The 25,035-nt window shown below is 46.1% G+C and carries 20 protein-coding genes and 1 pseudogene; 17 read left to right on the forward strand and 4 right to left on the reverse strand.

The genetic code is table 11. The annotated features are described in order from the left end of the window. Positions 1 to 130 precede the first annotated feature (130 nt). The 3 genes from RIF36_RS21965 to RIF36_RS21975 all read left to right on the forward strand — a co-directional run bounded on the left by RIF36_RS21965 (position 131) and on the right by RIF36_RS21975 (position 4,012). Positions 131 to 2,410, forward strand: coding sequence for a PAS domain-containing sensor histidine kinase (locus RIF36_RS21965; RefSeq protein WP_350122832.1), 2,280 nt, complete (start codon positions 131 to 133; stop codon positions 2,408 to 2,410). 98 nt (positions 2,411 to 2,508) lie between these two features. Next, complete coding sequence (locus tag RIF36_RS21970) at positions 2,509 to 2,961, forward strand: CBS domain-containing protein (protein ID WP_151997832.1); 453 nt, start codon at positions 2,509 to 2,511, stop codon at positions 2,959 to 2,961. Positions 2,962 to 3,094: 133 nt separating this feature from the next. Next, entirely contained in the window at positions 3,095 to 4,012 is a 918-nt protein-coding gene (locus RIF36_RS21975; RefSeq protein WP_350077296.1) for a mechanosensitive ion channel family protein, read from the forward strand. A 34-nt stretch (positions 4,013 to 4,046) separates the two neighbouring features. Here RIF36_RS21975 and RIF36_RS21980 read toward each other — a convergent pair whose 3' ends face one another. Continuing rightward, positions 4,047 to 4,412: a hypothetical protein gene (locus tag RIF36_RS21980; RefSeq protein WP_350122835.1), complete on the reverse strand. Its 366-nt coding sequence runs from the start codon at positions 4,410 to 4,412 to the stop codon at positions 4,047 to 4,049. Then, a complete protein-coding gene (locus tag RIF36_RS21985) occupies positions 4,409 to 9,433 on the reverse strand; it encodes an APC family permease (RefSeq protein WP_350122838.1) in 5,025 nt (1,674 codons plus the stop codon). The genes RIF36_RS21980 and RIF36_RS21985 overlap by 4 nt, the downstream gene beginning before the upstream one ends. A 124-nt stretch (positions 9,434 to 9,557) precedes the next feature. On the opposite strand from RIF36_RS21985, the gene RIF36_RS21990 reads away from it, so the two are divergent. From RIF36_RS21990 to RIF36_RS22055, 14 genes and pseudogenes are all read left to right on the forward strand, one after another. Further along, entirely contained in the window at positions 9,558 to 10,823 is a 1,266-nt protein-coding gene (locus tag RIF36_RS21990) for a cation:proton antiporter domain-containing protein (protein ID WP_350122841.1), read from the forward strand. Positions 10,824 to 10,873: 50 nt separating this feature from the next. After that, positions 10,874 to 11,047, forward strand: a complete 174-nt coding sequence (locus RIF36_RS21995) for a hypothetical protein (RefSeq protein WP_350122844.1) — start codon at positions 10,874 to 10,876, stop codon at positions 11,045 to 11,047. 12 nt (positions 11,048 to 11,059) lie between these two features. Then, positions 11,060 to 11,464, forward strand: a pseudogene (locus RIF36_RS22000) (RNA polymerase sigma factor); the annotation flags it as partial. 16 nt (positions 11,465 to 11,480) lie between these two features. Then, entirely contained in the window at positions 11,481 to 11,720 is a 240-nt protein-coding gene (locus RIF36_RS22005; protein WP_350077286.1) for a hypothetical protein, read from the forward strand. Between the two features lie 136 nt (positions 11,721 to 11,856). Beyond that, positions 11,857 to 12,684: a mechanosensitive ion channel family protein gene (locus RIF36_RS22010; RefSeq protein WP_350122847.1), complete on the forward strand. Its 828-nt coding sequence runs from the start codon at positions 11,857 to 11,859 to the stop codon at positions 12,682 to 12,684. A gap of 114 nt (positions 12,685 to 12,798) precedes the next feature. Then, the gene (locus tag RIF36_RS22015) at positions 12,799 to 13,608 is read left to right on the forward strand and encodes a transporter (protein WP_350122850.1); all 810 of its coding nucleotides are present in this window, start codon (positions 12,799 to 12,801) and stop codon (positions 13,606 to 13,608) included. An 8-nt stretch (positions 13,609 to 13,616) separates the two neighbouring features. Further along, a complete protein-coding gene (locus tag RIF36_RS22020) occupies positions 13,617 to 14,414 on the forward strand; it encodes a DUF481 domain-containing protein (RefSeq protein WP_350089658.1) in 798 nt (265 codons plus the stop codon). Positions 14,415 to 14,520: 106 nt separating this feature from the next. Further along, a complete protein-coding gene (locus tag RIF36_RS22025; RefSeq protein ID WP_350122853.1) occupies positions 14,521 to 16,440 on the forward strand; it encodes a DUF8459 domain-containing protein in 1,920 nt (639 codons plus the stop codon). A gap of 3 nt (positions 16,441 to 16,443) precedes the next feature. Then, on the forward strand, positions 16,444 to 17,343 hold the full coding sequence (locus tag RIF36_RS22030; protein ID WP_350077276.1) for a mechanosensitive ion channel family protein: 900 nt from the start codon (positions 16,444 to 16,446) through the stop codon (positions 17,341 to 17,343). Between the two features lie 157 nt (positions 17,344 to 17,500). Continuing rightward, complete coding sequence (locus RIF36_RS22035; RefSeq protein ID WP_350122856.1) at positions 17,501 to 18,379, forward strand: lysophospholipid acyltransferase family protein; 879 nt, start codon at positions 17,501 to 17,503, stop codon at positions 18,377 to 18,379. Positions 18,380 to 18,470: 91 nt separating this feature from the next. Beyond that, on the forward strand, positions 18,471 to 19,982 hold the full coding sequence (locus tag RIF36_RS22040) for a S10 family peptidase (RefSeq protein ID WP_350122859.1): 1,512 nt from the start codon (positions 18,471 to 18,473) through the stop codon (positions 19,980 to 19,982). Next, positions 19,972 to 20,826 (forward strand): maleylpyruvate isomerase N-terminal domain-containing protein, encoded by an 855-nt coding sequence (locus RIF36_RS22045; protein WP_350122862.1) that lies wholly within the window; start codon positions 19,972 to 19,974, stop codon positions 20,824 to 20,826. Before RIF36_RS22040 ends, RIF36_RS22045 begins: the two co-directional genes overlap by 11 nt. Positions 20,827 to 20,831: 5 nt before the next feature. Further along, positions 20,832 to 22,007 carry an MFS transporter gene (locus RIF36_RS22050; protein ID WP_350122865.1) on the forward strand — a complete coding sequence of 392 codons (1,176 nt, stop codon included), beginning with the start codon at positions 20,832 to 20,834 and terminating at the stop codon, positions 22,005 to 22,007. A gap of 89 nt (positions 22,008 to 22,096) precedes the next feature. Next, positions 22,097 to 22,843: a class I SAM-dependent methyltransferase gene (locus RIF36_RS22055; protein WP_350122868.1), complete on the forward strand. Its 747-nt coding sequence runs from the start codon at positions 22,097 to 22,099 to the stop codon at positions 22,841 to 22,843. Here RIF36_RS22055 and RIF36_RS22060 read toward each other — a convergent pair. Both RIF36_RS22060 and RIF36_RS22065 read right to left on the reverse strand, forming a co-directional pair. Next, positions 22,840 to 23,556, reverse strand: coding sequence for a DUF2490 domain-containing protein (locus RIF36_RS22060; protein ID WP_350122871.1), 717 nt, complete (start codon positions 23,554 to 23,556; stop codon positions 22,840 to 22,842). The genes RIF36_RS22055 and RIF36_RS22060 overlap by 4 nt on opposite strands. A 100-nt stretch (positions 23,557 to 23,656) precedes the next feature. Beyond that, positions 23,657 to 25,033 carry a M20/M25/M40 family metallo-hydrolase gene (locus tag RIF36_RS22065; RefSeq protein ID WP_350122874.1) on the reverse strand — a complete coding sequence of 459 codons (1,377 nt, stop codon included), beginning with the start codon at positions 25,031 to 25,033 and terminating at the stop codon, positions 23,657 to 23,659. Positions 25,034 to 25,035: the final 2 nt, after the last annotated feature.

Below are 25,035 nucleotides of genomic sequence, written 5' to 3' on the forward strand. Positions count from 1 at the left end.
GAACAAGAAATATAGTGAATTTGTATTCCTTTCAATTTCACATCTCGTCCAGCTATTCCAGTCATCATTTGTAAAGGCTCTTACAAACTGGCTTTATTAACATTTATGCGTCAACGACAAGAGGATACAGATGCCTTCTAAAACTAACCTAACTGTAACGAATTCAAGCCCGCTTGCGGGGTTTTGGGAGTGGGATATTCGCAGTCGTCAGGAAAATATAAGTAAAAACCTTGCCGAAGCATTCTCCCTACAATACCCGTTTAGCAGGGAGGAGGGCGAGTTTTGGAAAACAATACTTTCGGCTACTGACTTTCAGTCCTTTATTGAACTGCGAACAGAAGTCAGTCGAAAAAAGCAGGGCGCAATAATGACTACGGTGCTCCAGGGTATCACGGCTCTGGGGGAGGTCACTACGTTCGAAATTCAAATGGAGACAGTGGCCTGGAACGACTCAGGAGAAGCTGAAAAAATGATCGGCCATGTAGCGATTAACAAGCCTGACCTGGGCGGTTCAAGCAATCGGTTGCTCAGGAATCTTACAGAACACGTCCCCGGAGTCGTTTATCAATACCAATACCTGGACAACGGTCTCTCCAGGTTCCCTTACGCCAGTGATGGAATTTGGGATATCTTCGAACATACTCCCGAGGAAGTAAAAGCTGATGCGGCCAGCGTGTTTGACAGGATACACGCTGACGACCTCGACGCATTCATTCAATCGATGCTTCATTCGTACACAAGCCTGAACCCCTGGAAAATGGACTTTAGGGTGGTGCTGCCCTCAAAAGGCAAAAGGTGGATCAACGGGAGCGCCACGCCCGAGAAGCAAGACGACGAAAGTGTGATTTGGCACGGGTACATGGCTGACGTAACCGACCGAAAGAAAATCGAACAAGAGCTACTCAAGACAAATAAGGATCTTCAGGGTATTTTAAATGCTGGTAGCCAAATATCAATCATCAGCACAAGGGTTGACGGCCTCATATCACATTTTAGCAAGGGCTCCGAGAACTTGCTGGGGTATAAAGCCGACGAGGTGGTGGGCAAAGAAAACCTGGCTATCTTCCATGTGAGGGAAGAAATTGAATTGCGTGAGAAGCAATTAACAGCCCGCCTTGGAAAGGAAGTAGAAGGCTTCGATGTGCTTGTAGAAATGGCCAAAAAAGGAAAACACGACACCCGGGAGTGGACCTATACAAAGAAGGACGGCACCACTTTTCCGGTACAACTTGTTGTAACGGCCATTACTGACGAAAACAGCAAAATAGTTGGGTTTTTGTGTGTTGCCACCGACATCAGTCAGATGAAAAAAGCCCGGCTTGCATTGGCTGAAAGTGAGGAGAGATGGCAGTTTGCCCTGGAAGGAGCAGGCGATGGAGCCTGGGACTGGGACTTGACAAAAGGCTCCATTTTCATTTCGCCAAAATCTAAGAAAATGCTGGGATACGCTAGCCACGAGGTAAGAAACGCCCCCGAAGGTTGGGCGAAGCTGATCCACGCCGATGATGTTCCAACGTATCAAAAGAACCTGGACGAACACCTACAGGGGAATGCTGAAACCTACTCCACCGAGTACCGGGTACTGTGCAAAAACGGAGAGTACAAGTGGGTGCTTGACAGAGGAAAAGTAACCAGGAGAGACGAAGGTGGCAGGCCTTTAAGAATCATCGGTACACACTCCGATATTTCCCAGGCCAAAGAGAAAGAAGAAGCATTAAAAAGCACAATTGACATTATTGGTGAACAAAACAGAAGGCTGCTCAACTTTGCGCACATCGTATCACACAATCTCAGGTCACATTCAGGCAACTTTGAAATGATGTTCAAGATGTACGATGTCGCTGAGGATGACGACGAACGGAAGGAAATGCTTGCCCACATCAGAACGATATCAGAGAAACTAAGCGAAACCATCCACCACCTCAACGAAGTGGTGATGGTTCAAACCTCCATCGACCTCCAACGGCAAAATATCAACCTGCACAGCTATGCGGAGAAAACAAGAGAGGTATTGACAGCAAACATTTCCTCAAAAAATGCCCACATAGTAAATAACATCCCCAGGGACATTGTAATAAATTACAATGCAGCGTATATGGAGAGCATTCTTTTAAATTTGCTGTCCAATGCTATTAAATACAGCCATCCGGACCGTACGCCGGAAGTGCGTCTAACGGCCTACCGTGAAAAAAATTATACAGTTCTGGAGGTAGCCGACAATGGTCTTGGCATCAATCTACACCTCCACAGAGACAAGCTTTTTGGTATGTACAAAACCTTCCACCCCAACAAGGATGCCAAGGGAATTGGTCTCTTCATTACCCGCAACCAGATCGAGGCCATGGGTGGAAGAATAGAGGTAGAAAGCGAAGAAAATAAGGGCTCAGTATTTAAAGTCCATTTTTTGTAACAACACCTCTTCAGGGCATTCAATGCCTGCTTCGGCACTTCATTAGTTGCTTATCTGCCTGAAAATGATTAACTTCTGTTACATCAAAAAGCACAGCTATGGTAAAGAGCTTCAGAGGTGAAATAGAGGAAAAGCCAAAGCGAAGAGAAATGCACCCCGTGCTGGTGGCCGACTACATGGCAACCCGGCTCGTGACTTTCCATCCAGACCAGTCCATTTATGAGGTCGTTCACATCCTCCTTGCCAGGAAAATTTCCGGCGGGCCGGTAGTTAATGCCGAAAATGAACTAGTGGGTGTGATTTCTGAAGGAGACTGCCTGAAAGAGGTGGTCAGGGGAAAGTACCACGACATGCCTGTGCTGTCAGGAAAGGTGGCCGATCACATGGCTACAGAAGTGGTAAGTATTGCCCCTTCGGTGACCATTTTTGACGTAGCCAAGCTGTTTCTCGAACGTCGGCTCCGTAGATTTCCAGTGGTACTTGAAGGGAAGCTGGTGGGCCAAATCAGTCAGAAAGATGTGATGAAAGCCGTGTTGAAAATAAAGGGCTAAGAGCACCTCTTTCAACAACTCTCAACGCCCAGCTTTCGATTGAAGCTGAGCCAAAAACTAATGCCCCCATGTGACCAAATGTGTAATATCTAGTCTAACTAAAATCATGCTGCATTTACACAAGAAATACTAAATGGAAATCACCGAGTGGTTTGAAACTAACTGGAATGTAAGCCCCGAAACTCAACTGAAGATTGCCTACTCGGTGCTTTCTATTTTAATCCTCGCCTTGCTAAGGGTCGTTTTGTTTAAGATTCTTTTTAATAAAATCACTGATCCAAAAGAAAGATACTATTGGAAGAACGTTATTAAGAACTCTTACTACGCATTAGTTTTGCTGGTAATTGGATCCATTTGGATCGATAAGCTTGGTTCGTTGGCCACTTTTTTTGGCCTGGTCACTGCTGGTCTTGCCATTGCTCTCCAGGATCCCATCGTCAACCTGGCTGGTTGGCTATTTATACTCCTGAGGAAGCCGTTCGAGGTGGGTGACCGGGTGGAAATATCAGGTGTGGCAGGCGATGTGATTGATATTCGCTTTTTTCAGTTCACGCTAAATGAAATTAAGAATTGGGTTGACGCCGACCAAAGCACCGGGCGAATTGTCCATATACCCAATGGCAAGGTATTCAAAGAAGTTCAGGCCAACTACAATCAAGGTTTCAGCCATATCTGGAATGAAATTGGTGTGCTTGTGACCTTTGAAAGCAACTGGGAGAAGGCCAAGTCTATCCTTGAGGCTATTTTATCCAAAAAAACTGACAATTTATCTCAACAAGCCGAGCGCAAGCTGATCGAGGCCTCGAAGAAATTTATGATTTTGTACACCACACTCACTCCTGTAGTGTACGTAGCTGTAAAAGACAGTGGAGTAATGCTCTCCATGAGATACCTGGTGAACCCTAAGAATCGACGAGATTCTGAGCATAAAATTTGGCTGGATGTCCTTAGGCAATTCTCCGAGTCAAATGACATCGATTTTGCGTACCCTACACAGAGAGTTTATTTCAATCCGAGAGAGGGCAAGCCGCAGACCGGAAAGTCCCACTAAGAGTCATTGGGAAAACTAAGATCGTCGACTTCGCTTACATTACTACTACCGATACCTCCTCCACATGTTCGATAAGCGCAAGTTTGTCGAGCATCGGCTTGCTATAGTGTTGGCCAATTGCAAGGTATCGAATGGTGATCTGCTGAATCCCATTCTCCAGCTTCGATGATTTTAGCTGAACACCGGCTCCTGATGCTGTCCACATGTCGTTCAGGATAATTTCTTTCACTTTTAAGATCGGAGACGGCGAGCCCATATTAGTTTTTATAACAATATCAGAATAAGCCTGTGATTCTGCCTGAAATGACCCGAGCCCTACTCCACCACTCCTCTTCCATCCAGCTCTCGTTAAGCTATTCCAAATACCTGCTACCCTGGCTCTGATGTCTGAAACTTTCATAAAACACTCCTCTCTTTCAGATACCGGACAATGAATGGAAGAATATAGGGGTCTATCATATACACCCCGGTCGCTTTTTCCACCACTACTCCAGACCTGATTAACGACAGCAACAAGCTCTTTATATGGGCGCTGTCCCAGCCGGTAATCCTTGCCACTTTTTCGTTGTCCAGCCTTTTATGAAGAATGAACTGATTCAAAAGCATTAACCACTCATCATCGAGTTCTTTCAGAAAAGAGACCGAAATCTTGGCTGGCGTGGAAATCCTGATTTCGTCGCTCGTAACCGCCATTATATTTGCTAGCCATCCGTTCAGGGCCGTGCCTGGATTTCCCTTGCTATAATCAAAATACTTGCCGAATAACCTTGCCAGTTGTATCTCACTAAGGTTAACCTCTCCCTTTTTGAACGTAAGCGACAATCCACTCGATTTGTGGCGTTTCATTACCACCTCTTTAATCATTTCAGCATCAAATGCCTCCATGCTTATTATTTCTATGAACTTCTGAGAGAATCCAGAGAGCTCATCTATCAATCGAAAAGTGTGGGGATTTACATTAACTACAAACAAACACTTACTACCGAACTCGTCAATCAAGTTACCAAGAAGGTTTACAATGCTCATACCCCCGGAGTGCCTCTCCCAAAAGAGCTCCAGGTCGTTGATGGAAATGATACTTCCTGCGGGTAGCTGGCTCATAATTTCGTTTGTGTTCCCCTGCAGAAGGGTGGCACGCTGAAGGGATCGCTCAAACTCCAGCGGATCCAGGGTGCCTTGCAACGGCGGAAATACTGAGTAGAAATTCTTGTCGTAGCCAAGCTGACCTGCGGCATGCTTCACAAAGGCGGTCTTTCCTTCATTTCGCTCGCCAATTAGCAGAATACCTCCAAAATATCCCGATTTGTGGCGACTGACAGCCTGCTTGAAAAGCGCCTCCTCCCTTACCCTCGGCACCCAAAAGTCCTTGCCTATACTGGATCTGCCGTTGAAAAGGCTCACATAATAGCCAGGGAGGTCTCTCAGAGCGTTAGTGCTAGGACAAACTCTTTCTTTGAAATCCAGCATACGCCCGGCAAGCGAATGCACCTCTTGCTCTTTAGAAAGTTTTCTAGCGAAAAGAACTCCTTCGCTCCGGCTGTACAACAACTTGCTAACACCTTTGGATGCCAGTTCTGCGAGATTGCCGAAATACCTGGAGGCGAGCGTAGCCAGTTTCCGGCTTTGGAGGCTTTTGAAACCGTACCCGAAATCTGACGCTGATACTTCAATATTATAGGAACTCAGAGGCTCAAAGGCTTCGGAAAAGCATTTGGAGGACTCAATTACAAATTGCTTTACGATATCCCCTATTTTGTTTCTTTCGCTTTGCACCCTGGACGAAAAATCGTTTAGGATCACTTCCGCAGAGTAGCCTTCCCCAGAGTTTTCTGCGTTATCCAATTTGAATCTTAGCAGGTTTCCAGCCTCCTTGATAGCATATACACTTCGCTTCACACCATCTATCGCCTTCCCGTGCTGTTCTTCCAGCACAGAAATTAACTTCGTCTTAAGATAATATTCAGCCATTTTTCCCACAGGGATTTCCATTGACTCACTCTGTAGCCTCGCTGCGCTCGTTCTTACTTTCAGCACCTCAAGCGTATCGGGCATTTCTGAGGCAGCATCCAAAAATCTTTCGGTCACATGGTCAAGCGTTTCTTGCAGTTCGAGCTCCCAATCTGTTTCCAGTTCAAACGCAACCTCCCGGGAAGATTGAACCGGCACCTGCAGGTGCTTGTCGATTCTCTTAACCACCCTGGACTCAATCACCTGCTCAAACCTCTGATTTAAAGAGCTGTGAAGTATTCCAATTCTGCTTTTCACTCTGTTGATTTCCTGCTCCATGAGCACTTTATTCAGAACTGTTCTCAAATCCGAGTCAATTGACTCAAGCAATACTTCAATCCCTTCATTTTTGGCTTGAATGTATTTGGCGGTAGATGACCTTCTCCAGGTATTCTTCATAGGGAATAGTTCGCCAAGGGCATGACTCATCCTCTGATTGTTTTGGATGTGCTCCAGCAGCAGCCTTGCTTCAAAAAGCTCAGCTTCTCTTTTTTGTCCGACCAAAAGCTCCGAAAGACGTGCGATTTCAGCCTCTATAGTTTCAATTCTTTTGCTGTCATCTTCGTCAAAAACGGTATTGAAAGTGTTGATGATGCTCCGGCACTCTGAATAAAAGTCAAAGGTGCTGTCGGAGTACTTTCCTAAATAGCCGTGGAGAAAAGAAAGCCGCCCTCCCCACTGAAAATATTTTGCCAGCTCCCTGAAAACAACTTTGTGCTTTACAGGATAACCAAAGACGAAATGTCTCGCTCTCATCAACCCCTTGTAGAATGAAGCTGTGCCAGAATGGGCGGTTGCCTCTCCGAAAGCCTCTTGGGAATAATTTACTGAGAGGAACTTTGGATAAAGTTTGTAATCTTCCTCGAGCTGCTCTGTGTATTCCCCAATGACCTGCTTAAGCTGTGCAACCTGCGTGGGTACGTAGTTCTGAGCAACCTTGTCTTTGAAAAGCTGAGTTAGCCTGAAAGAAGCGTCATTTCGAGCCTTATCCAATGCTTTTGCTCTCTTGTAAGACTCCTTAACTTTCTGAATGGATCTTAATTCCTTTTCTGCCGACTTGAGGAGGGAAAGCAGTTCTCCCAAAATAAGTTCATGATTTTCAAATGACTTTCTGAACCCCTTTTTGAATAAAAGATCAAGCAGCTTTCTTCCATTTTGGTCTATCTTCTGAATGTTTACAGCCACCTCTGGAAACTTTGATGCCTCAATTTTTGGTAAGGCTTTCAGTAAGTTTTTAGAGGCCTGCGGTACTGCCTCCTTCACTCTCTCTGCAATCTCGAAACTCTCAAAGTAGTCGGATGAACTAACAATAAGTGTGGTGCCCAGCACATCCAACACCTCATTCACACCATCATAATATTTGTCAATGTTCTCAAGGGCAGTTGTGTCCATACCGATAAAAACGAGATCTGTTTCGCCTGACTCCCTCCTCATTATTTCCTTTCTCTCGTCCTGTCCTTTGATCACCTTGACTTCTATATCTATTCTCGCATTTTCAAGCACAGCCCTGGCCTCTTTATAGATAGCCTCCTGGTTCTCCCCAAACTCATCAATAATCAGCAGCCTGATCCTGGCCAGTTTCCACAGGCTGGAAGCCACCAGGTTTCTAACCAGTGCCAGAGAAAAGCTCAGATTGGGGCCCTTGCCCCCCCACCAAATATCAATGGTGCTGAGCTGACCAAATTTCCTGTCTTCGTGATAGTCAATGAAGATGTTGTTGTACCCCCCTCGCTTGAAACCTCTGAGTGCTTTGGCAAACTGCTCTTTGTTTTTAGGAGCCCGGCTCCAACCCATTAGAATAGTATTGGGCTCGACCCCTGAAAACCCATAAACCCTTGCCACCTCGTCCATGCCAGAGTAAATGTCCTTGCAAGCAAATTTGTAGGAAAAATACTCACCCTCGTTGTCTGTAGTGGCCAGCATCGACTCAGCCTTTGCAAGGTCTTTTTCTGACGACTCAACAAGCTCGAAAGCTGACAAAATGCCAAGGTTACCGGCAATGGCCCTTCCCATATCAGCTATATGCTTCCGCATAGTCGGGCTCCCACTGAACATAATAATATTCGGTCTCCAGTTTCTCTTATGAATTTTTTCACTTTTGAGCCTGGTAAGACCCTTTTTTACGAGCGATGCCCAAACACCGCTCCATGCATCTCCTGAATCAAGGGTTAGCTGCCTTCTCTTTAGGAACAAAAACAGCAGTCCGAGCAGAAGAACTGCCGCAATCATGGCAACGAAGTCAAGCTGAATCATGACTAAAATACAGGCAATAGCCCCTATAAGGCTTATCCAACCCGAAACCTTAAACTCTGGACGAAAATCGGAGCTTGTCCATGACTCAAAGGCTGCACTAATGTTCAGAAAGCCATAGGTGGTGATAAAGAAAATAGATACTACTCTGGCTATCACGTCGAGCTCTCCAATTAAAATTCCGGCTTCGGCTATCAGGAATGTCAGTAAAAGAGCATTGCGAGGCTCATTTGCTTTGCCATAGCCCCTGCCAAAGAAACGTGGCGTTATTTTATCTGTGGAAATGGCCTGTAGTATTCTGGGAGCTCCAAGGATGCTGCCCAGTGCTGACGATAATGTGGCTCCCCAAATTCCTGCTATGACCAGTTCCGGCACCCAGGAGATATTCAGGAGGATGTTGGAGTCGCTGGCGAGCACTCTTGCGTCTACAGTAAAATACAGGTAACACGCAAATCCTACATACACCAGAAACCCGACTACAATGGCAAGAATAGAGCCGGTGGGAATTGACTTTTTAGGGTCCTTGAGATCACCCGACATGGATACTCCCGCCTCGAACCCAGTTACTGCAGGAAAAAAAATACCAAAAAGCACCATCACTGAGACAGCAGATGTAGAAATGCCCTCTGTAATATCGGACGGCCCGAGGTCATGCGAGCCCATAAATATGGAAACAAGGGAAAGGACTATGGCAGCCATGATAAAATACTGGGTCTTAATTGCCATCGATGTGCTGATAAATGTGAGCGTTGTGACGGCCACCAGCACAGCAGTGCCTGCTATTCTTATATTGTTGATTGAACCTTCAAAGCCCCAGTAGCTGAGAAAGCTTTCAGAAAATCCGATTAGGTACAGACTCACGCTGAAAGAGAGACCCACAAATAATGCAAGACCAAGGGTGCCTCCAATAGGCAAACCAAGGCTTCTGCTTATCATGTAGTAGGTGCCCCCCGCCTCCACCTTTTTGTCCGTGGCAATGGAGGAAACACTCAACCCTGTGGTGACGGAAATGATGTGGGCGACCAAAATAATGCCCAGGGTAGTAAAAAGACCCACCTCCCCAACAATCATGGGCAACCTCAAATACATGATAACGCCAAGAATAGTTAGGATGGAGGGTGTGAATACCCCACCAAAAGTTCCGAACTTGTTGCTTTTAGCCATGAATCAGTCGATTTAAGTATTATTCTTGCACTTGAGACTAACAACTTACCGTTTCGTCACAATATTTACTAACTAATTTGGTGACCTTCCGGGAAAATGCAAGTCTACATATAAACGCCTTGATATGGATATATTAAATGCCTACAGTGAAACAATTGCCATTTCACTGATAATAATTTTGTCCTACTTTTTTAATCAGTTTTCCAAGAAAACTAATATTCCAAGCGTGCTCCTCTTAATTGCACTTGGAGTAGGGGTTCAGCAGCTTCTGGCCTATTACCAAATCAACCTTGCGGGCGGCATTATGGAAGCGTTGGAGCTTTTGGGAGTAGTAGGGCTTATCATGATTGTGCTCGAAGCGGCGCTTGACTTAAAACTAACCAAAAAAAAACGACCACTGCTCATCAAGTCCTTCACTGTGGCATTGCTGTCTCTGCTCATCACCTCCCTCGGCATTGCCTATTTATTTCAGCACTTCTTCTTCGACTCGTTCTACACTTCGTTGATCTATGCCATACCACTTTCAATCTTAAGCAGTGCCATAATCATACCCAGTGTGGGAAATCTTTCTGACTCAAAAAAGGAGTTCATGATATATGAAAGTACCTTTTCTGATATCCTGGGCATCATGTTTTTCTATTTCCTAATAGGCAGTGCGGACACCACAACAACTTCAGAAGTGGTCTGGGAGGTTTCCAGCAGCATCCTGATCACCATTGCCCTTTCTATCATTATCAGCTACTCATTGGTGCTTCTCTTGCAAAAGCTTACAACAAAGGTCAAACTGTTCTTCCTCATAGCGGTGTTGGTCCTCTTATACTCCACGGGAAAAATGTTTCATCTTTCCTCGCTTCTCATCATCATGGTGTTTGGATTGGTGCTAAGCAACCACACCATCTTCTTTAGGGGAAAGCTCAAAAAGCTAATAGATGAAACTGCCTTGAAGAATATTCTGGAGGATTTTCATGTTGTGACCATGGAATCGGCCTTTGTTGTACGAACCTTCTTCTTCGTTATTTTTGGCATGACACTAGATTTTTCAGGACTCACCGAAGTGTCTTCCCTCATTATATCGCTCGCTATACTCGTGTTGACTTACGTTGTCAGATATATCCTGCTCAAATCAGTTGTCATCAAAAACATTAGCCCACAGCTATGGATAGCGCCCAGGGGGCTGATTACTGTACTTCTCTTTTTCTCCATACCTGCCGAATATCAGGGCAGCGCCTTCAACGATGCTATTCTCCTCATAGTCATCATTGCCACCAGTGTAGTGATGACTATCGGGCTGGTATTCAAAAAAGAAGATTTCGACGAAAAGGAAGAACTTGAGTTCAGCAACTGGGAAAAGTTGGACAGTGAGATCGAAGAGCTTTCAAAAACCAAATAGGGTCTGCTCCCGACATGAACCACGGAGCTCAAATGGCAAATAATCATTAAATGAGTGGAAATGTGCTAACCGTACTTGATTTAAAGAATGTGCCCGATGAAATCGTGGTTGAGAAGATACTGTCCACCCGCAACTCCAAGTTATTTGAGGTCATATATGATAGGTATGCCGACAGAATTTACAATAAATGCCTCAGCTTTTCGCACGATTCGACTGTTGCTTAAGATCTTACCCACGAGGTACTGGTTAAAATCTACATGAAGCTGGCAACTTTCAATGGCAAATCGAGCTTTTCTACCTGGACGTTCTCCATAACATACAACCATTGTGCTGATTTTTACAAAAGACAGACAAGACAACGGGAAGAAAAGGAGGCCCTTTCCGTTGAGCTCAAAGAGCTTGCCAGTTCATCGGATCAGGAGTTGTTTGAGATCAAGATAAATCGGTTAAGTACTCTCCTTAATAAGTTGGAACCCGATGAGAGGATGATACTATTGATGAAGTACCAGGATGATGTCTCGATTAAGGAACTTTCGAGAATACTTGAGCTCAACGATAGCGCTGTGAAAATGCGCTTAAGCCGGGCAAGGCAAAAAATCATTGACCTCAACAAAGCACTGTTTTCTGAGAATATTTATTAGCAAGCGAACACTACAGATGTCCAACAATAAATCAAATAATCCATTCAAGGAACTCGCAAACAAGGAAGAGGCTCCCGCAAAACTTAAGCAAAAAGTGATGCATAGCATCCAATTAGCGGAAACCTTAAAGGATTTCGCCGAATTGTTTACGGTAAACATGGTTACCACTGCAGCAAAGTTGATTGATAATCAAGCGGCTGATGGTAAAAAAGACGGTAATAAAAGTGACCAGTCAGAGAAACCCGAGTCTCAATAGAGAACAAAAACCAATTACTATCACTTGCTCCACTTGCCGATGCCTGAATTTGTAGAACTGCAGCCCTTGGCAGCAGGCCTTTCACTACAGCTTCCCGCATTTTGCTAAGTCAGGCAATTAACCAAACCGTTTTATCATGGAAAAGATTACAGACTGGACACAAATCGCCCTAGGGTCGCTGCTGGCACTAAGCCAAAAGCTAATGACTGAATTACCCCGGATTTTTGGGGCCGTTCTCCTCATTATCATTGGATGGGCCATTGCAAAAATTGTTTCATTTGCAATCAAGAAAGCGCTTACAGCTATAAAATTTGACAAGCTGACAGAAAAGATCAATGCTGATGAAATGCTGGCGAAGGCAAAAATTACCATTACCCCTTCTGCTGTCGTGTCCAAATTTGTCTACTGGATTATCCTTCTGCTGTTCTTTGTTACTGCCTCAGACACGTTGGGCTGGATTGTAGTTTCACAGTCTATCGGCGACCTGATTGCTTATCTCCCCAAACTATTCAGTGGCATCATCATCTTCCTTATAGGGTTGTACATCGCCAATTTTATCCGCAAAGGGCTGAAAGGGATATTCGATTCCTTCTCTGTGGCTTCGGGCAGCATTGTTAGTGGTTTTGCCTTCTACGTCATTCTTGTCATTATTACTCTCACGGCACTTAGCCAGGCAGGGATTGACACCACCATTATTACTTCCAACGTCACTTTGATCCTCGGAGGCATCATGTTGTCTTTCGCCCTTTCTTTTGGGCTTGGTTCAAGAGATGTGCTTGCCAATATTCTTTCTTCCTACTATACCAAAAATAATTTTGAAGCTGGTCAAAGTATTCGCATCGGAACCAGCGAAGGAGAGATCGAAAAGATAGATAACATCTCCTGTGTGTTGAAAACAAAAACTGGCAAGGTGGTTATCCCTGTCAAAAGGCTCATCAGCGAAGAAGTTGTTATTGTAGGGTAACTAGATAGAAAAATACACCAGCTAGGGAGTCTTTGGTGCTCATTGGCATTCATTCAAAATGTTTATTATTTGATCAGGTTTTATGTTAACGTTGCATCAAAACTTAGCTCCGAAATGATGCAAACAAATACTAAAATACGAGTAAGTACCCAGCTAAAATTTGCCTTACTCATTACGCTGCTTGTGGGCCTTTCATTCGACGAGGCCTACTCGCAGTACAACCCCACCATTCGCAGTGCCAGGCCTGGTCAGTCGGTTGGGCCTTTTACCACAGGGAAAAATGTTTTTCAGGTGCAAACCGGAGGTACCTACAACGGGTACTCGGTAGACAACGCCGATGTTACCGGCACCAACTACACCTACCTGGCGTCGTTGCGATACGGAATTCTTGAAAAACTGGAAATCAGATCTGCTTTTGCCCTCCGTCATGACAAAATCAATGTCTCGGATGTGACCTACGGGGGTCTTGGAATGTGGAATGCCGGTGTCCGATACAACTTGCTTGATGGCCACGGAGAAAAGCCTTCTCTTGGCATCCAGGCCGATGCCCGCTTCACAGCTGTGGATGAGGACTACAAAGCTGCTAACCTTGCGCCAAGAATTATGCTTATTCATGGGCAGAGGCTCACCGACAAACTGGGGCTTACTACCAACTGGGCTGTGGCATGGACAGGAAACAACACCGATCCGGCGTTCAACTACACAGTGAATCTTTCTTTTCCTCTGGCTGAAAAGGTGGGAAGCTTTATCGAAAACTATGGCACCGTATTCAACGGTGATTTCGACAACAGGTGGGATACCGGTCTCTCCTATCTTGTCAACAACGACTTCCTTCTCGACATGTCAGTCGGTTACGGGAAAAATGACGGTGTCAGCGACTGGTTTGTTGATGCAGGTGTGTCGTGGCGGATCAAATTCAAATAAATCCAGCATTGGGAATCAAACGACTTTTCTTTTTTGCACTGGTGGCCCTGTCATTTGCGACAGCGAAGGGCCAAATGTTGTTTCCTGAAAGCTACGCCATCATTCTCGACACTACCCGCCATTTTAAAGGGTCGGTAGCCCCGTCAGTTCAGCTCCGAAGGCAGAAAAACAACTACACCGAAATATCGAATACGGCCGATCTGGTCTACAGATTCAAAAGTCATGCAATTACCGTTGCCAATAAGTTTGAGCTCACCAAAGACGGCGACGACGTAGTGCTCAGCGGCGGCTTTGTATATGCCAGGTACAAAACATTCTACGACAATCCTGTGGTAATGGAGTACTACGCACAATACCACTGGGCCGACGTGAGGGGACTTCAGGAAAAGTATGCCGCAGGTGCCAATGTGCGGTATAAGTTTTATAAGAATATGAAGGGAGGGTTGTTTGCCGGAGTGGGGCCGTTTTTAGAAAGGGAAAAGTGGAACTTTGAAGGTGTTAGAGATGAAGATTTGCCACCCGACACTTCCCCCGTTGAAACTGATGCACTCAAGTTCAACATATATGTGAGCTCGATAAGGTGCATCACTGAAAAAATTGAAGTCCAGAATGCCGTTTATCTGCAAAATAAGTTCACTAATGCAATGAACCAACCACGATTGGCTGCCAGCATCGGATTACTGCTATCAATAACTGAGTATATTGGAGTAGGTTTTCAGTTTCAAACCATCTATGACTTTCAACCCATCGTTCCAATTGATAAGTTTTATTACAACACTTTCACTCAGTTAGAAGTTACCTTTTAGCCGAGGTTTCTTAAATGAAAGTTCATTCAAGAGTGCCCTTATGTTCTCTCCTTTTCAACCGGGCATGCTGATTTATAGTAACTTTGAAAAAATTAAAGCGACTCATATGAGACTCAAATTGTGCTTAGTACTTGCGATGTCTTTGACTATCCTGCTTCACGCCAATGGAAGGCAGGCCGACACACTTTCAGTCAAGCCTGATTCCGTTAAAAAAGCACTTCGAGACCAATTCGTGCGTGACTCAATCGCTAATCAATTGGAAGAGTATACCAATCAGGTTAGGCGAAGCGAACAAAAAAGGATCGATGACTCAGTAAAAAAGGCTGAGCTGCTACAGCAAATCACCCTGCTCAAGGAAAATGATAAGCTGAAACAAGCTGACCTCCTAAGGCAAATCCAGTCCATTGAACAGCAAGACTCTATCAGAAAGGCAGAGCAGCTTCAAAGAATCAGCCAACTGAAGAAAACGGCCACTGGCTACCCAGTAGCGCCATTTGAGGACACTCTTTTTATGGTCTTCACCAAGCTCGGCCCGGTAATGCCCAGAGAAAGAGCAATCAATATCAGCCGAAAAATAGAGTTGCTTTATGACGACGACAGCTTTGAAGCCGACTCCCTTTTCGTAACTCTGAACGAGTCAACTGCTGATATCACTTTTGGTGAAATGATATTGATGAGCGTTACCGATACCGACGCACTTTGGATAGGAAAAGAAAAGGATAAACTGGCAAACGAATATGCTGTAGCTATTTCAGAAGCCATCACTACCGAAAGAAGTAACAATAGCTGGAAGAACATTTTGCTCCGGATTTTTCTCACAGCGCTCATTATCGCAGGCACCTACGGCGTCATCTATCTGCTAAACAAGCTCTTCCGACAGCTAAATTTATGGTTGATCAACAAGAAGGATGTACTTTTTCATGGCCTGAGGTTCAGAGATTACGAGTTTTTGCCTCCAAAAAGAGAACTTGATCTTTCGCTACAGCTCGGCAACCTGCTCAAATGGGCCGTGTTTGGCATCATTATGTATTTCTCGTTGCCCCTGCTTTTCAGTGTTTTTCCTTTTACCAGAGGCTGGGCAACGACACTTTTTAGCTGGGTTTGGGAACCTGCCAAAAGCATCATAATGTCGATACTCAGGTACCTGCCGAACATATTCTCGATTGCCGTGATCTACATGGCCACACAATATTCCATCAAGTTTATCAAATTCCTGGCGATGGAGATTGAAGCTGAAAGGCTCAAATTCACCGGCTTCTACGCCGACTGGGCAATGCCTACCTTCAACATCATCAAGGTATTGCTCTACGCCTTTATGTTTGTGGTAATTTTCCCTTACCTGCCAGGCTCCGACTCTAAAATCTTTCAGGGGGTTTCTGTTTTTCTTGGTGTGCTGTTTTCTCTTGGTTCCTCCACTGCTATTGCCAACGCAGTGGCCGGCCTTGTCATTACCTACATGCGCCCTTTCAAGATCGGTGATCGGGTAAAAATTGACGATATTGTTGGTGACGTAATTGAGAAATCCCTTCTGGTGACTCGTATCCGCACACCAAAAAATGAGGACATTACCGTCCCCAATGCGTCGATACTTGGGGGCAAAACAGTTAATTATTCCACATCGAGCAAAGAACTGGGGCTTATTCTTCACACCACCGTAACAATTGGGTACGACGTGCCCTGGAAACAAGTTCATGAATTACTGATTGCCGCTGCGCTGGCTACCGATGGCGTCAATAATGATCATCAGCCTTTTGTGCTGCAAACCAGCCTGGATGACTACTATGTATCCTACCAGCTCAATGCCTATACCTCCGAGCCCAATAAAATGCCAAGGACTTATTCCGACCTGCACCAGAATATCCAGGACAAATTCAATGAAGGTGGGGTAGAAATATTGTCGCCACATTACCGTGCACTTAGGGACGGTAATATGGTAACTATTCCGGCCGACTATCTGCCAAAGGACTATCAGGCACCGGCATTCAATGTGAATAGTAAGCAGAGCAGCCCAGATTCTAAAAAGTAAGCCATGGAAGATTTCGCAAAAGAGTACCTCTACAATCCCACCGTCGGGAAACTGGTGACAGTGTTTATCGGTATTGCAGTTATTTGGGCCATTACCCAATTCATTGGGAAAACGTTTTCCGGAAAAATTGAAGACACTAAAATAAGGTACAAATCAAAAAAGGCGATTTCGTTTTTTGGGTACTTTCTCGTAGTAGTGCTAATAACGGTCGTTTTTAGCGATAAGCTGGGCGGGTTTACAGTGGCGCTCGGCGTGGCCGGTGCAGGCATAGCTTTTGCACTACAGGAAGTGATAGCCAGTGTTGCAGGGTGGATGGCCATTGTCTTCGGTGGTTTTTACAAAACCGGAGACCGGGTACAACTGGGAGGCATAAAGGGGGATGTCATTGATATTGGTGTTTTGCGGACTACGCTGATGGAAATAGGCCAGTGGGTAAACGGAGACCTCTACAATGGTCGAATAGTGAGAATTGCCAACAGCTTTGTCTTCAAAGAACCGGTTTTTAACTACTCCACCGACTTTCCCTTTCTTTGGGACGAGATCAAACTGCCCGTTCAATTTGGCAGCGACTATCAACAGATGAAAAATATGTTGAACACTGTAGCAGCCGACATTGTGGGAAATTATACGTCAAACGCTCATCAAGAATGGGCCGGAATGGTGAAAAAGTACATGATAGAAGATGCTTCCACAGAGCCAACGGTCACCCTTGCTGCTAACGATAATTGGGTGGAGTTTACCCTTCGATATACCGTCGATTACAAAAAAAGGAGGAGTACCAAGGACTTGCTCTTCACAAGAATTCTGGATGAAGTAGATAAAAGCAAAGGCAAAATCAAGTTTGCTTCCGCTACCTTCCAGCTGGTAGAAGGTTCGCATATAAGAGTGGCGCTGGACAAATAGCATACCATGCGATCGGCGGTATTTACCTGTGATGGCACAAAAGGACAGGTTTAAAACAGCGTGTGCCAGTGGTTCAACCGATATTGCTATCTTTCGGATTCGGCCTACGCCAACAGGTGCCGATTGATTAGGTTCAACTAACCACCTAAGCCTACTTATGTTTACCTTGTTTTACTACTGCTTTATCAAGCCGATTTCTCTATTGCCCTCCTGGCTGCTCTACGGCATTTCTGACTCCCTCTCATTTATCCTGTTCCATGGCGGCCTCTATCGAAAGTCGGTTGTTGTCAAACAAATAACGGCCTCGTTCCCGGAAAAGTCACCAAACGAGGTGCTGGAAATTACCCGGAAGTTCTATTCGCACTTTTGTGACCTGATGGTAGAGTCTTTGATGATTTTCAGCATTTCCAGGGAAGAAGCCATTCAAAGATGCAGGATTACTGGCGAGCAGGTGTTTACGGATCTGTTTGCAGAAAATAAGAATATCATCATCGCCGGGGGGCACTACAACAACTGGGAAATGCTGGCTGTGGCTATCGATGAGCAAATCCCACACCAAGCCATGGCCCTGTACACAACACTTGCCAACCAAAGCATAAACAGGTTGATGAAAGAGTCCCGTAGTAAATATGGACTGCAGATGTACCCAAAGAAACGTTTCTGGGAGATTTTTGAAGCAAAAGATGGCCCACTGTTTGCTGCCGTGTTTGGTGCTGACCAGTTCCCGACCAAGAGTAAGAACGTTTTTTGGACCACTTTCCTCAACCAGGAAACCTGCGTGGCTTTCGGAACAGAAAAATATGCTGTCGAGCAAGACTGTGCTGTCGTGTTTGGCAGAATCATCAAAGTCAAAAGAGGTTGTTATCAAATGGATTTCGAATTGATAACAAAGGACGCTACCAAAGAACCCTTTGGCGCCATCACAAAAAAACACGTAGCGCTGCTGGAAGCTGACATCAAAAAACATCCGGAGTTTTGGCTATGGACGCACAGGCGTTGGAAGAGGAGCCGACCTGTCGATCAGCCAATCCACTAAGCCATCGGTTGATTTTGACCGGTGGAGTGCAAAAGTTCAAAGGTCTTTTTACATTCGACTTGGTCAAACGATTAAAGCCGCCGCATTGCTTATGAAAAAACTACTCTGTCTCTCATTCATTATTCTGTACTTTGGTGACGCCATAGCACAAGAAAAGGAAAGTGAAAAACCAACCGGGCCGATCCCAGAAGGTGAAGTGGCCACCACCAAACAAACGGTAAAAATTAATGGTGCCACCATAGAACTGACTGCCAAAGCTGGCACTGTTCAGCTTCGGGACGAGAACAATGAGCCTATTGCCCTTTTTGGCTTTACAAGCTACGTAAAGGAAGGTGCCCCGTCTACCAGACCCATCGTTTTCTCCTACAACGGCGGGCCTGGTTCTTCCTCTTTCTGGTTGCACATGGGCGTAATGGGCCCGAAACGTATTGTTGTCAACGATCCAAACTTCAATAATGCCGCACCTTATCAGCTGGTGAATAACGATTACTCCATTCTGGATATAGCCGACCTGGTGATGATTGATCCGGTGGGCACTGGGCTAAGCGTGCCGGTAGGCAAGGCCAAGTTCGAAGATTTCTGGGGTGTGGATCAGGATATTCGCAGCATTAGTCTTTTTATCACACAGTACCTGATTGACAACAGCCGCATGAACTCACCCAAGTTTTTGCTGGGAGAGAGTTATGGCACCTTCAGAAACGCCGGAGTGATGAACAGCCTGCTGGATCAGGGCATTGCGATGAATGGTGTGATCATGGTGTCTGCTGTTTTTGACCTGAGAACCCTGCTCTTTCCCCCCAACGACGACCTTCCTTATATCGTACACTTCCCAACCTACGCCGCAACGGCCTGGTACCACAACAAAGTGACCAACAAACCAGCCACAGTGGAAGCTTACATGGCCACAGTGCGAAAATTTACTGAAGAAGAATACACTCCAGCCCTTTTTAAAGGCGACCAGCTTTCAGCATCAGAGAAATCGGCCATGGCGGCAAAGCTAAGTGCACTATCAGGTGTTTCATCCGACTATTGGCTCAAAGCCGACCTCAGGGTGCAGGCCGATGAGTTTTTTCAGGAGCTGCTAAGAGACGAAGGGAATACCGTAGGTCGGCTAGACTCCAGGTACAAAGGCATCAGCCAGGATGGCATCGGCCAGTTTGCCGACTACGACCCGCAAAGCGCTGCGATTTCGCCCGCCTATATCCAAGGCTTTCTCCACTATTTTCACAACGATCTGAAGGTGAATAAAAAATTAACCTACACGGTAACAGCGGGTAGAAGAGATGGCTTCAAGTGGGACTGGAAGCACAAGGGCAACTTTGCCTGGGGAGCAACCGCCGCTATTAATACGGGCATCGACATGGCCGAAGCCATGAGCAAAGCACCCAATATGAAAGTATTAATCCTCAACGGCTACTACGATATTGCCACTGTCTTTTATGGTGTCGAGCACAGCATTAACCACCTTGGGCTGACCAAAGAAGTGAAGGACAATATTATCATGAAGTATTACGAGGCAGGCCATATGATGTATACCCACCAACCTTCGTTGGAGAAGTTCAAGGAAGATGTCGGGTCGTTCATTACTGAAAATGCCAAATAGGAGTCGATCACCGAAAGCTCCACCCATTAAGGTAGCCCATTTGTTTCGCCCACTCGACGAGGCCTTGATGAAGCTGCTGGCCTCATTGAATGACGATGACTGGCAAAAGTCGACGCCTGCGAAGCATTGGACGGTAAAGGATGTTGCAGCCCATTTGCTGGACGGCAACCTGAGAACTTTGTCTATCCAACGTGATGGCTACTTTGGTGAGGTGCCTCCACCAATCAATGACTACGAAGATCTTGTTGGCTGGCTCAATTTGCTCAACGCTGATTGGGTAAAAGCCAGCAAAAGACTGAGTCCCGGTGTTCTTCAACTCCTCCATCAGGCAACCGGATCACTGACGTCGGCCTATTATGAGTCACTGGCCCCATGGGACGAAGCCATTTTTGCCGTGGACTGGGCGGGTGAATCGAAAAGCTACAACTGGATGCACCTGGCCAGGGAGTACACAGAAAAATGGCACCATCAGCAGCAGATACGGGAGGCCGTTGACAAGCCCGGCATCATGACAAGAGACTTTTTCTTTCCTATGATAGCCACTTATTTCATGGCCTTGCCTCATACGTTCAGAGACATTACCGCTCCGGACGGAAAGCTGGTTACTACCATTGTAAGTGGAAAGGTTGGTGGCGAGTGGCATTTGGAAAGGCAAAATTCAAGCTGGGTACTGGTTGACAAGCCCGGGCGGGTGCCGGATGCAGCTGTGGAAATAGCCCCCGAACTAGCCTGGAAGCTGTTTTCGAAAAACATCAGGCCCGATGACGTCAAAGACCGGCTTAAAGTAGAGGGTGATAAACTTCTGGCAGCTCAGGTACTCCAAATGGTGTCAGTAATGGCGTGAAGCAAATGAGCCAAACTCCCCCCAAAGCCGGCGCTATCCTCCCCATCATTGTCTTGGCCCAATTTGCCTGTACGTCGTTGTGGTTTGCAGGCAACGCTGTTTCCAGGGATCTCGTGGCTACTTACCAGCTAGGCGACGGCACGCTAGGACACTTAACAAGCGCCGTGCAGTTGGGCTTCATTACCGGCACACTGGTGTTTGCGCTCCTCGGTATCTCGGATCGTTTCTCTCCTTCCAGGGTCTTTATGGTCTGTGCATTGCTGGGAGCAACAGCTAACCTGTTAGTGCTTTTGCCAAATCAGGGGCTTACTTCTTTGTTGATCATTAGGTTCGGAACCGGCTTTTTCCTGGCTGGCATTTATCCCGTGGGGATGAAAATCGCTTCAGATTATCATGAAAAAGGGCTTGGGAAAGCGCTTGGCTTTCTTGTTGGCGCCCTGGTGCTTGGCACTGCCTTTCCTCATTTGATCAAGAGCATTGGACAAGGACTTAGCTGGCAGGCAGTTTTTATCTGTACTTCCGCCATTTCAGCTTTAGGAGGCATTTTCTTGTTTCTCGCAGTACCTGACGGGCCATTCAGAAAGCCCAGCAGTAAAATCGATCTCGGTGTTTCTCTGATGGTGTTCAAAAAAAATGACTTCCGACAGGCTGCTTTCGGCTATTTTGGCCATATGTGGGAGCTCTATGCCTTCTGGGCCTTTGTTCCTGTTGTGCTTACGCTCTATCAGGAAGGGCATCCATTGATCCAATTGAATACTTCCTTGTTCTCGTTTATCATCATTGGAGCAGGCGCCTTTTCTTGTATTGCAGGTGGCTATCTTTCAGCAGCAAGAGGAAGTGGGTTTGTTGCCAGAGTGGCACTGACTATTTCCGGGTTGTGCTGCGCTTTGTCTCCATTTGGTTACCAACTACCCTTTGGTCTTTTTATAGCATTTCTGCTTGTTTGGGGCACTTCGGTTATTGCCGATTCGCCGCAGTTCTCAACGCTGGTTGCTCAGTCGGCACCGAAAGAGAATACGGGCACAGCCCTTACAATTGTTAACTGCATAGGCTTTTCCATCACCATTGTAAGCATAGAAGTGCTGCAGTGGCTCATGCATCATGGTTCGCCCAACTTAGCCCTCCTGGCCCTTGCCCCAGGCCCTTTTTTAGGCGTATTGGCTACTGTCAGGAAGAGTTAGCCATATTCAATAAAATAGGTCACCGCCTTTTCTAATTGGTATTATCCGCCTAAATTATAAATCGTAACTGTGGGCCAACCTACAGGCCATTGAGCATTATTATGAAAGATCGATTTTCTGACAAAGCCAGCGGCTATGCCGCCTTCAGACCTAAGTACCCTGAGACTCTTTTCAATCATCTCTACACACATACAAAGGCGTTCGACGCTGCCTGGGATGCCGGCACTGGCAATGGACAAGTGGCGGCCGTATTGGCCGGTAAATTCAACAGAGTGTATGCAACGGATATCAGCATAAAACAACTGATGAAGGTGCCAAACATGCCCAACCTAAGCAGTTTTGTGGCAGACGAAGCAGCTCCACAAATTTCAGACACCTCCATCGATTTGATCACTGTAGCGCAGGCCATTCACTGGTTTCAGGTAGACAAATTCTGTGATGAGGTAACCAGAGTAGCCAAGCCTGGGGCTTTGTTGGCCACCTGGGGCTACGGCCTTATGCAGCTCCCCCCCGCCTATCAGCCAGCGGTCGATCATTTCTACAGCAAGGTAGTTGGCCCCTATTGGGATGCTGAAAGAAAACACATCGACAATAGCTATGCCGATATCTCTATTCCTTTCAGAGAACTGAGGCTCTCCGAAAATATGCAGATGACTTACGAATGGGATATAAATATCCTTGAGGGATACCTTAACACCTGGTCGTCGGTGGGTAATTACATCAAAGAAAGGGGCGAGAACCCTGTCACACCATTTATCAACGAACTAAAAGCTAAAGACCTTCCCGGCAGCGTTCCCGTCTCTTTTCCACTTTTTACTCGCCTTTTCAGGCTCTAAAGCGGATTTATCGTGTATACAAACTTTAACTGAATGATGTGGTCGGTGAAATAAAACTGCTCGGCCTTCAACGTTCTGCCCCATTGCAACATATAGTAGGCATCGACTCTTACGGTCGGAGAAAGGCTATTGCTTACCCCGAAATAGAGCCGCTCTGTATTAAAGAACTGATCCCTTAAATGACCTGAGTTAGTGGTCAAAAAAGGTTCGTACTGAAGTGCCAGCTGAGCACTTTTTCCATTCTCGTCTCTTTCCTTCAATGGATAGTTTAGCCCCAACCTGTATCGAAGTCGCAGATTCTGATAGTTTTTAGTGTCTCTCTGATAAAACATCCTTTCCTCAGCCCTGAAATAGTGCTGCAAGTCCACTTTCCAAAACAAATGATGCGTGTACTGCAAACCAGCCCAATACCGGATTTCATTTCTCGGCTGCAACTCATGGTCTTTTTGCCTGAACCACCCAACGCCTCCCAGCACTGTTACCTTCTTAGAGATAGTATGACTGATACCTGGTCTCAAAACAGTTTGCTTCCAGCCTACGTCGTTGAGCCTGGTTCGATAGTACACATCGCTAGAAAATCGGGTTTTGGTAGAAAGGTTATAATTGACCGTGGGGTCTATCCAAAGTTGAAAGTTGGTGTTACTCTGCAAGGACTGCGCACCAACATACTGCAGATTCACCAGCAAGAGAGTGCCAAAAAGGAAAAATCGCATCAAACGACAAATTTAATGCAAGTAGGTAAATAGCAATGATTTATTTAGCGCCCTTAGAAAAAACCTTTTGTCGTTAGACAATCTTGAAAACCCATGGGTATTATCTGCCGATCAGCGATGAAGGGAAAACAACCAGGCTTTCGTTTCCATCCTTGCCAACGGCCGCCACTCCGAACAGGTAATTGTCGATAACGAATCCCTCCAGGGTAAATTCATTCACTTTACCGACAAACCGGCTGCTTTCCCATTGTGGTACGGTGGTATCCCTCCAGTAAATTCGGTACCCAGCCAGGTTCGGGTCATCCACAGAAGACCAGGCAAGCTTAGTGGCAGGCTGAACGGCACCTCCAATTTTTACCTCAGCAGGTGCTTTGGGTGCCCAGGCCAGGCTGGCAAGGTTAATGGCATTGACAGCAGTCAGCTTGGCAGCGTAGTCAAAGTTGACACCTTCGACCACGTCGCCGTAAGGAATGCCATCTTCAACCCTGATGTCCTGATGCTGGCGTGGGTAGTATTCGTGGGCTTCCATGATCCTGATACCGGCATAGCCCACATCATTAAAAGGCCGGTGATGTCCACCTCTTCCAAAACGATCCAGCCGGTAAACCATCATAGGGTTCATCTCAGGCATGTAAGTGGAAACAGTCTTGTGCACATAACGAGCGAGCTGGCGGCTAATCCCATCCACTTCTCCACCATAAAATCGGCGGCGCCCTCTCTCCTGATCGGTTTCTGTTACAGGGGTAGGTTCGGAAAAGATCCGGAAAGTGCGGTTATCAATCACTCCATCCACACCTTCTATGTTGCCAATCATGTCATTGTTCATCACGCCTATGATATCCCAGCCTTGTTCTTTGGCCATTTCAGCCATATAGGTGCCACCCACAAGGCCTTGCTCCTCACCTGAAAGCCCCACGTAAATGATGCTGTTCGGGAACTTGTACTTGCTTAGCACCCTCGCAGCTTCAATGGCTCCTGCCATGCCCGAAGCGTTGTCGTTCGCACCCGGGGCGTCTATTTGCCCATCCATCACATCTGAGGCTCTTGAGTCAATATCGGCCGACATAATGATGTAGCTATTTGGATTCACTGTTCCTTTTTGAATCGCAATGACATTAGTAACGACAGTTGGCTGTTTGATGCGGGCAAACTTGTCAGCAGGCACCATGTTGTGCTGATACGTGACTGCAAGGCAGCCTCCGCAATCTTTGGATATCTTATCGAACTCAGCTTTTATCCATCTCCTGGCAGCACCAATGCCCCTTGTAGCTGACACTGTATCTGAAAGCGTGCTTCTGGTGCCAAACCCTGCCAAAGTCCTGACGTCTTTTTCTATTCTTGCGGAAGAAACGGCCTTTGCGATGTCATACATGCGCAGGTCTTGTGCTGGTGGCACTTGTGTGGGCTGGGCGTTGGTAACCTGTGCGACCACGACAAAAGCAATAGCAATAAGAAGATAGTAAAGCTTAAATTTCATAG

Source organism: Imperialibacter sp., from assembly GCF_040222815.1.
In the GTDB taxonomy this organism is placed as follows: Bacteria; Bacteroidota; Bacteroidia; order Cytophagales; family Cyclobacteriaceae; genus Imperialibacter.

Excerpts from the sequence above, each read along its gene's own strand:
- RIF36_RS22015 (WP_350122850.1), top strand. The coding sequence starts at position 12,799 with ATGATGCAAACAAATACTAAAATACGAGTAAGTACCCAGCTAAAATTT.
- RIF36_RS21985 (WP_350122838.1), bottom strand. The coding sequence starts at position 9,433 with ATGGCTAAAAGCAACAAGTTCGGAACTTTTGGTGGGGTATTCACACCC.
- RIF36_RS21980 (WP_350122835.1), bottom strand. The coding sequence starts at position 4,412 with ATGAAAGTTTCAGACATCAGAGCCAGGGTAGCAGGTATTTGGAATAGC.
- RIF36_RS22040 (WP_350122859.1), top strand. The coding sequence starts at position 18,471 with ATGAAAAAACTACTCTGTCTCTCATTCATTATTCTGTACTTTGGTGAC.
- RIF36_RS22030 (WP_350077276.1), top strand. The coding sequence starts at position 16,444 with ATGGAAGATTTCGCAAAAGAGTACCTCTACAATCCCACCGTCGGGAAA.
- RIF36_RS22010 (WP_350122847.1), top strand. The coding sequence starts at position 11,857 with ATGGAAAAGATTACAGACTGGACACAAATCGCCCTAGGGTCGCTGCTG.
- RIF36_RS21995 (WP_350122844.1), top strand. The coding sequence starts at position 10,874 with ATGAGTGGAAATGTGCTAACCGTACTTGATTTAAAGAATGTGCCCGAT.
- RIF36_RS21970 (WP_151997832.1), top strand. The coding sequence starts at position 2,509 with ATGGTAAAGAGCTTCAGAGGTGAAATAGAGGAAAAGCCAAAGCGAAGA.
- RIF36_RS21965 (WP_350122832.1), top strand. The coding sequence starts at position 131 with ATGCCTTCTAAAACTAACCTAACTGTAACGAATTCAAGCCCGCTTGCG.
- RIF36_RS22005 (WP_350077286.1), top strand. The coding sequence starts at position 11,481 with ATGTCCAACAATAAATCAAATAATCCATTCAAGGAACTCGCAAACAAG.
- RIF36_RS22045 (WP_350122862.1), top strand. The coding sequence starts at position 19,972 with ATGCCAAATAGGAGTCGATCACCGAAAGCTCCACCCATTAAGGTAGCC.
- RIF36_RS22035 (WP_350122856.1), top strand. The coding sequence starts at position 17,501 with ATGTTTACCTTGTTTTACTACTGCTTTATCAAGCCGATTTCTCTATTG.
- RIF36_RS22025 (WP_350122853.1), top strand. The coding sequence starts at position 14,521 with ATGAGACTCAAATTGTGCTTAGTACTTGCGATGTCTTTGACTATCCTG.
- RIF36_RS22065 (WP_350122874.1), bottom strand. The coding sequence starts at position 25,033 with ATGAAATTTAAGCTTTACTATCTTCTTATTGCTATTGCTTTTGTCGTG.
- RIF36_RS21990 (WP_350122841.1), top strand. The coding sequence starts at position 9,558 with ATGGATATATTAAATGCCTACAGTGAAACAATTGCCATTTCACTGATA.
- RIF36_RS22050 (WP_350122865.1), top strand. The coding sequence starts at position 20,832 with ATGAGCCAAACTCCCCCCAAAGCCGGCGCTATCCTCCCCATCATTGTC.
- RIF36_RS22060 (WP_350122871.1), bottom strand. The coding sequence starts at position 23,556 with ATGCGATTTTTCCTTTTTGGCACTCTCTTGCTGGTGAATCTGCAGTAT.
- RIF36_RS21975 (WP_350077296.1), top strand. The coding sequence starts at position 3,095 with ATGGAAATCACCGAGTGGTTTGAAACTAACTGGAATGTAAGCCCCGAA.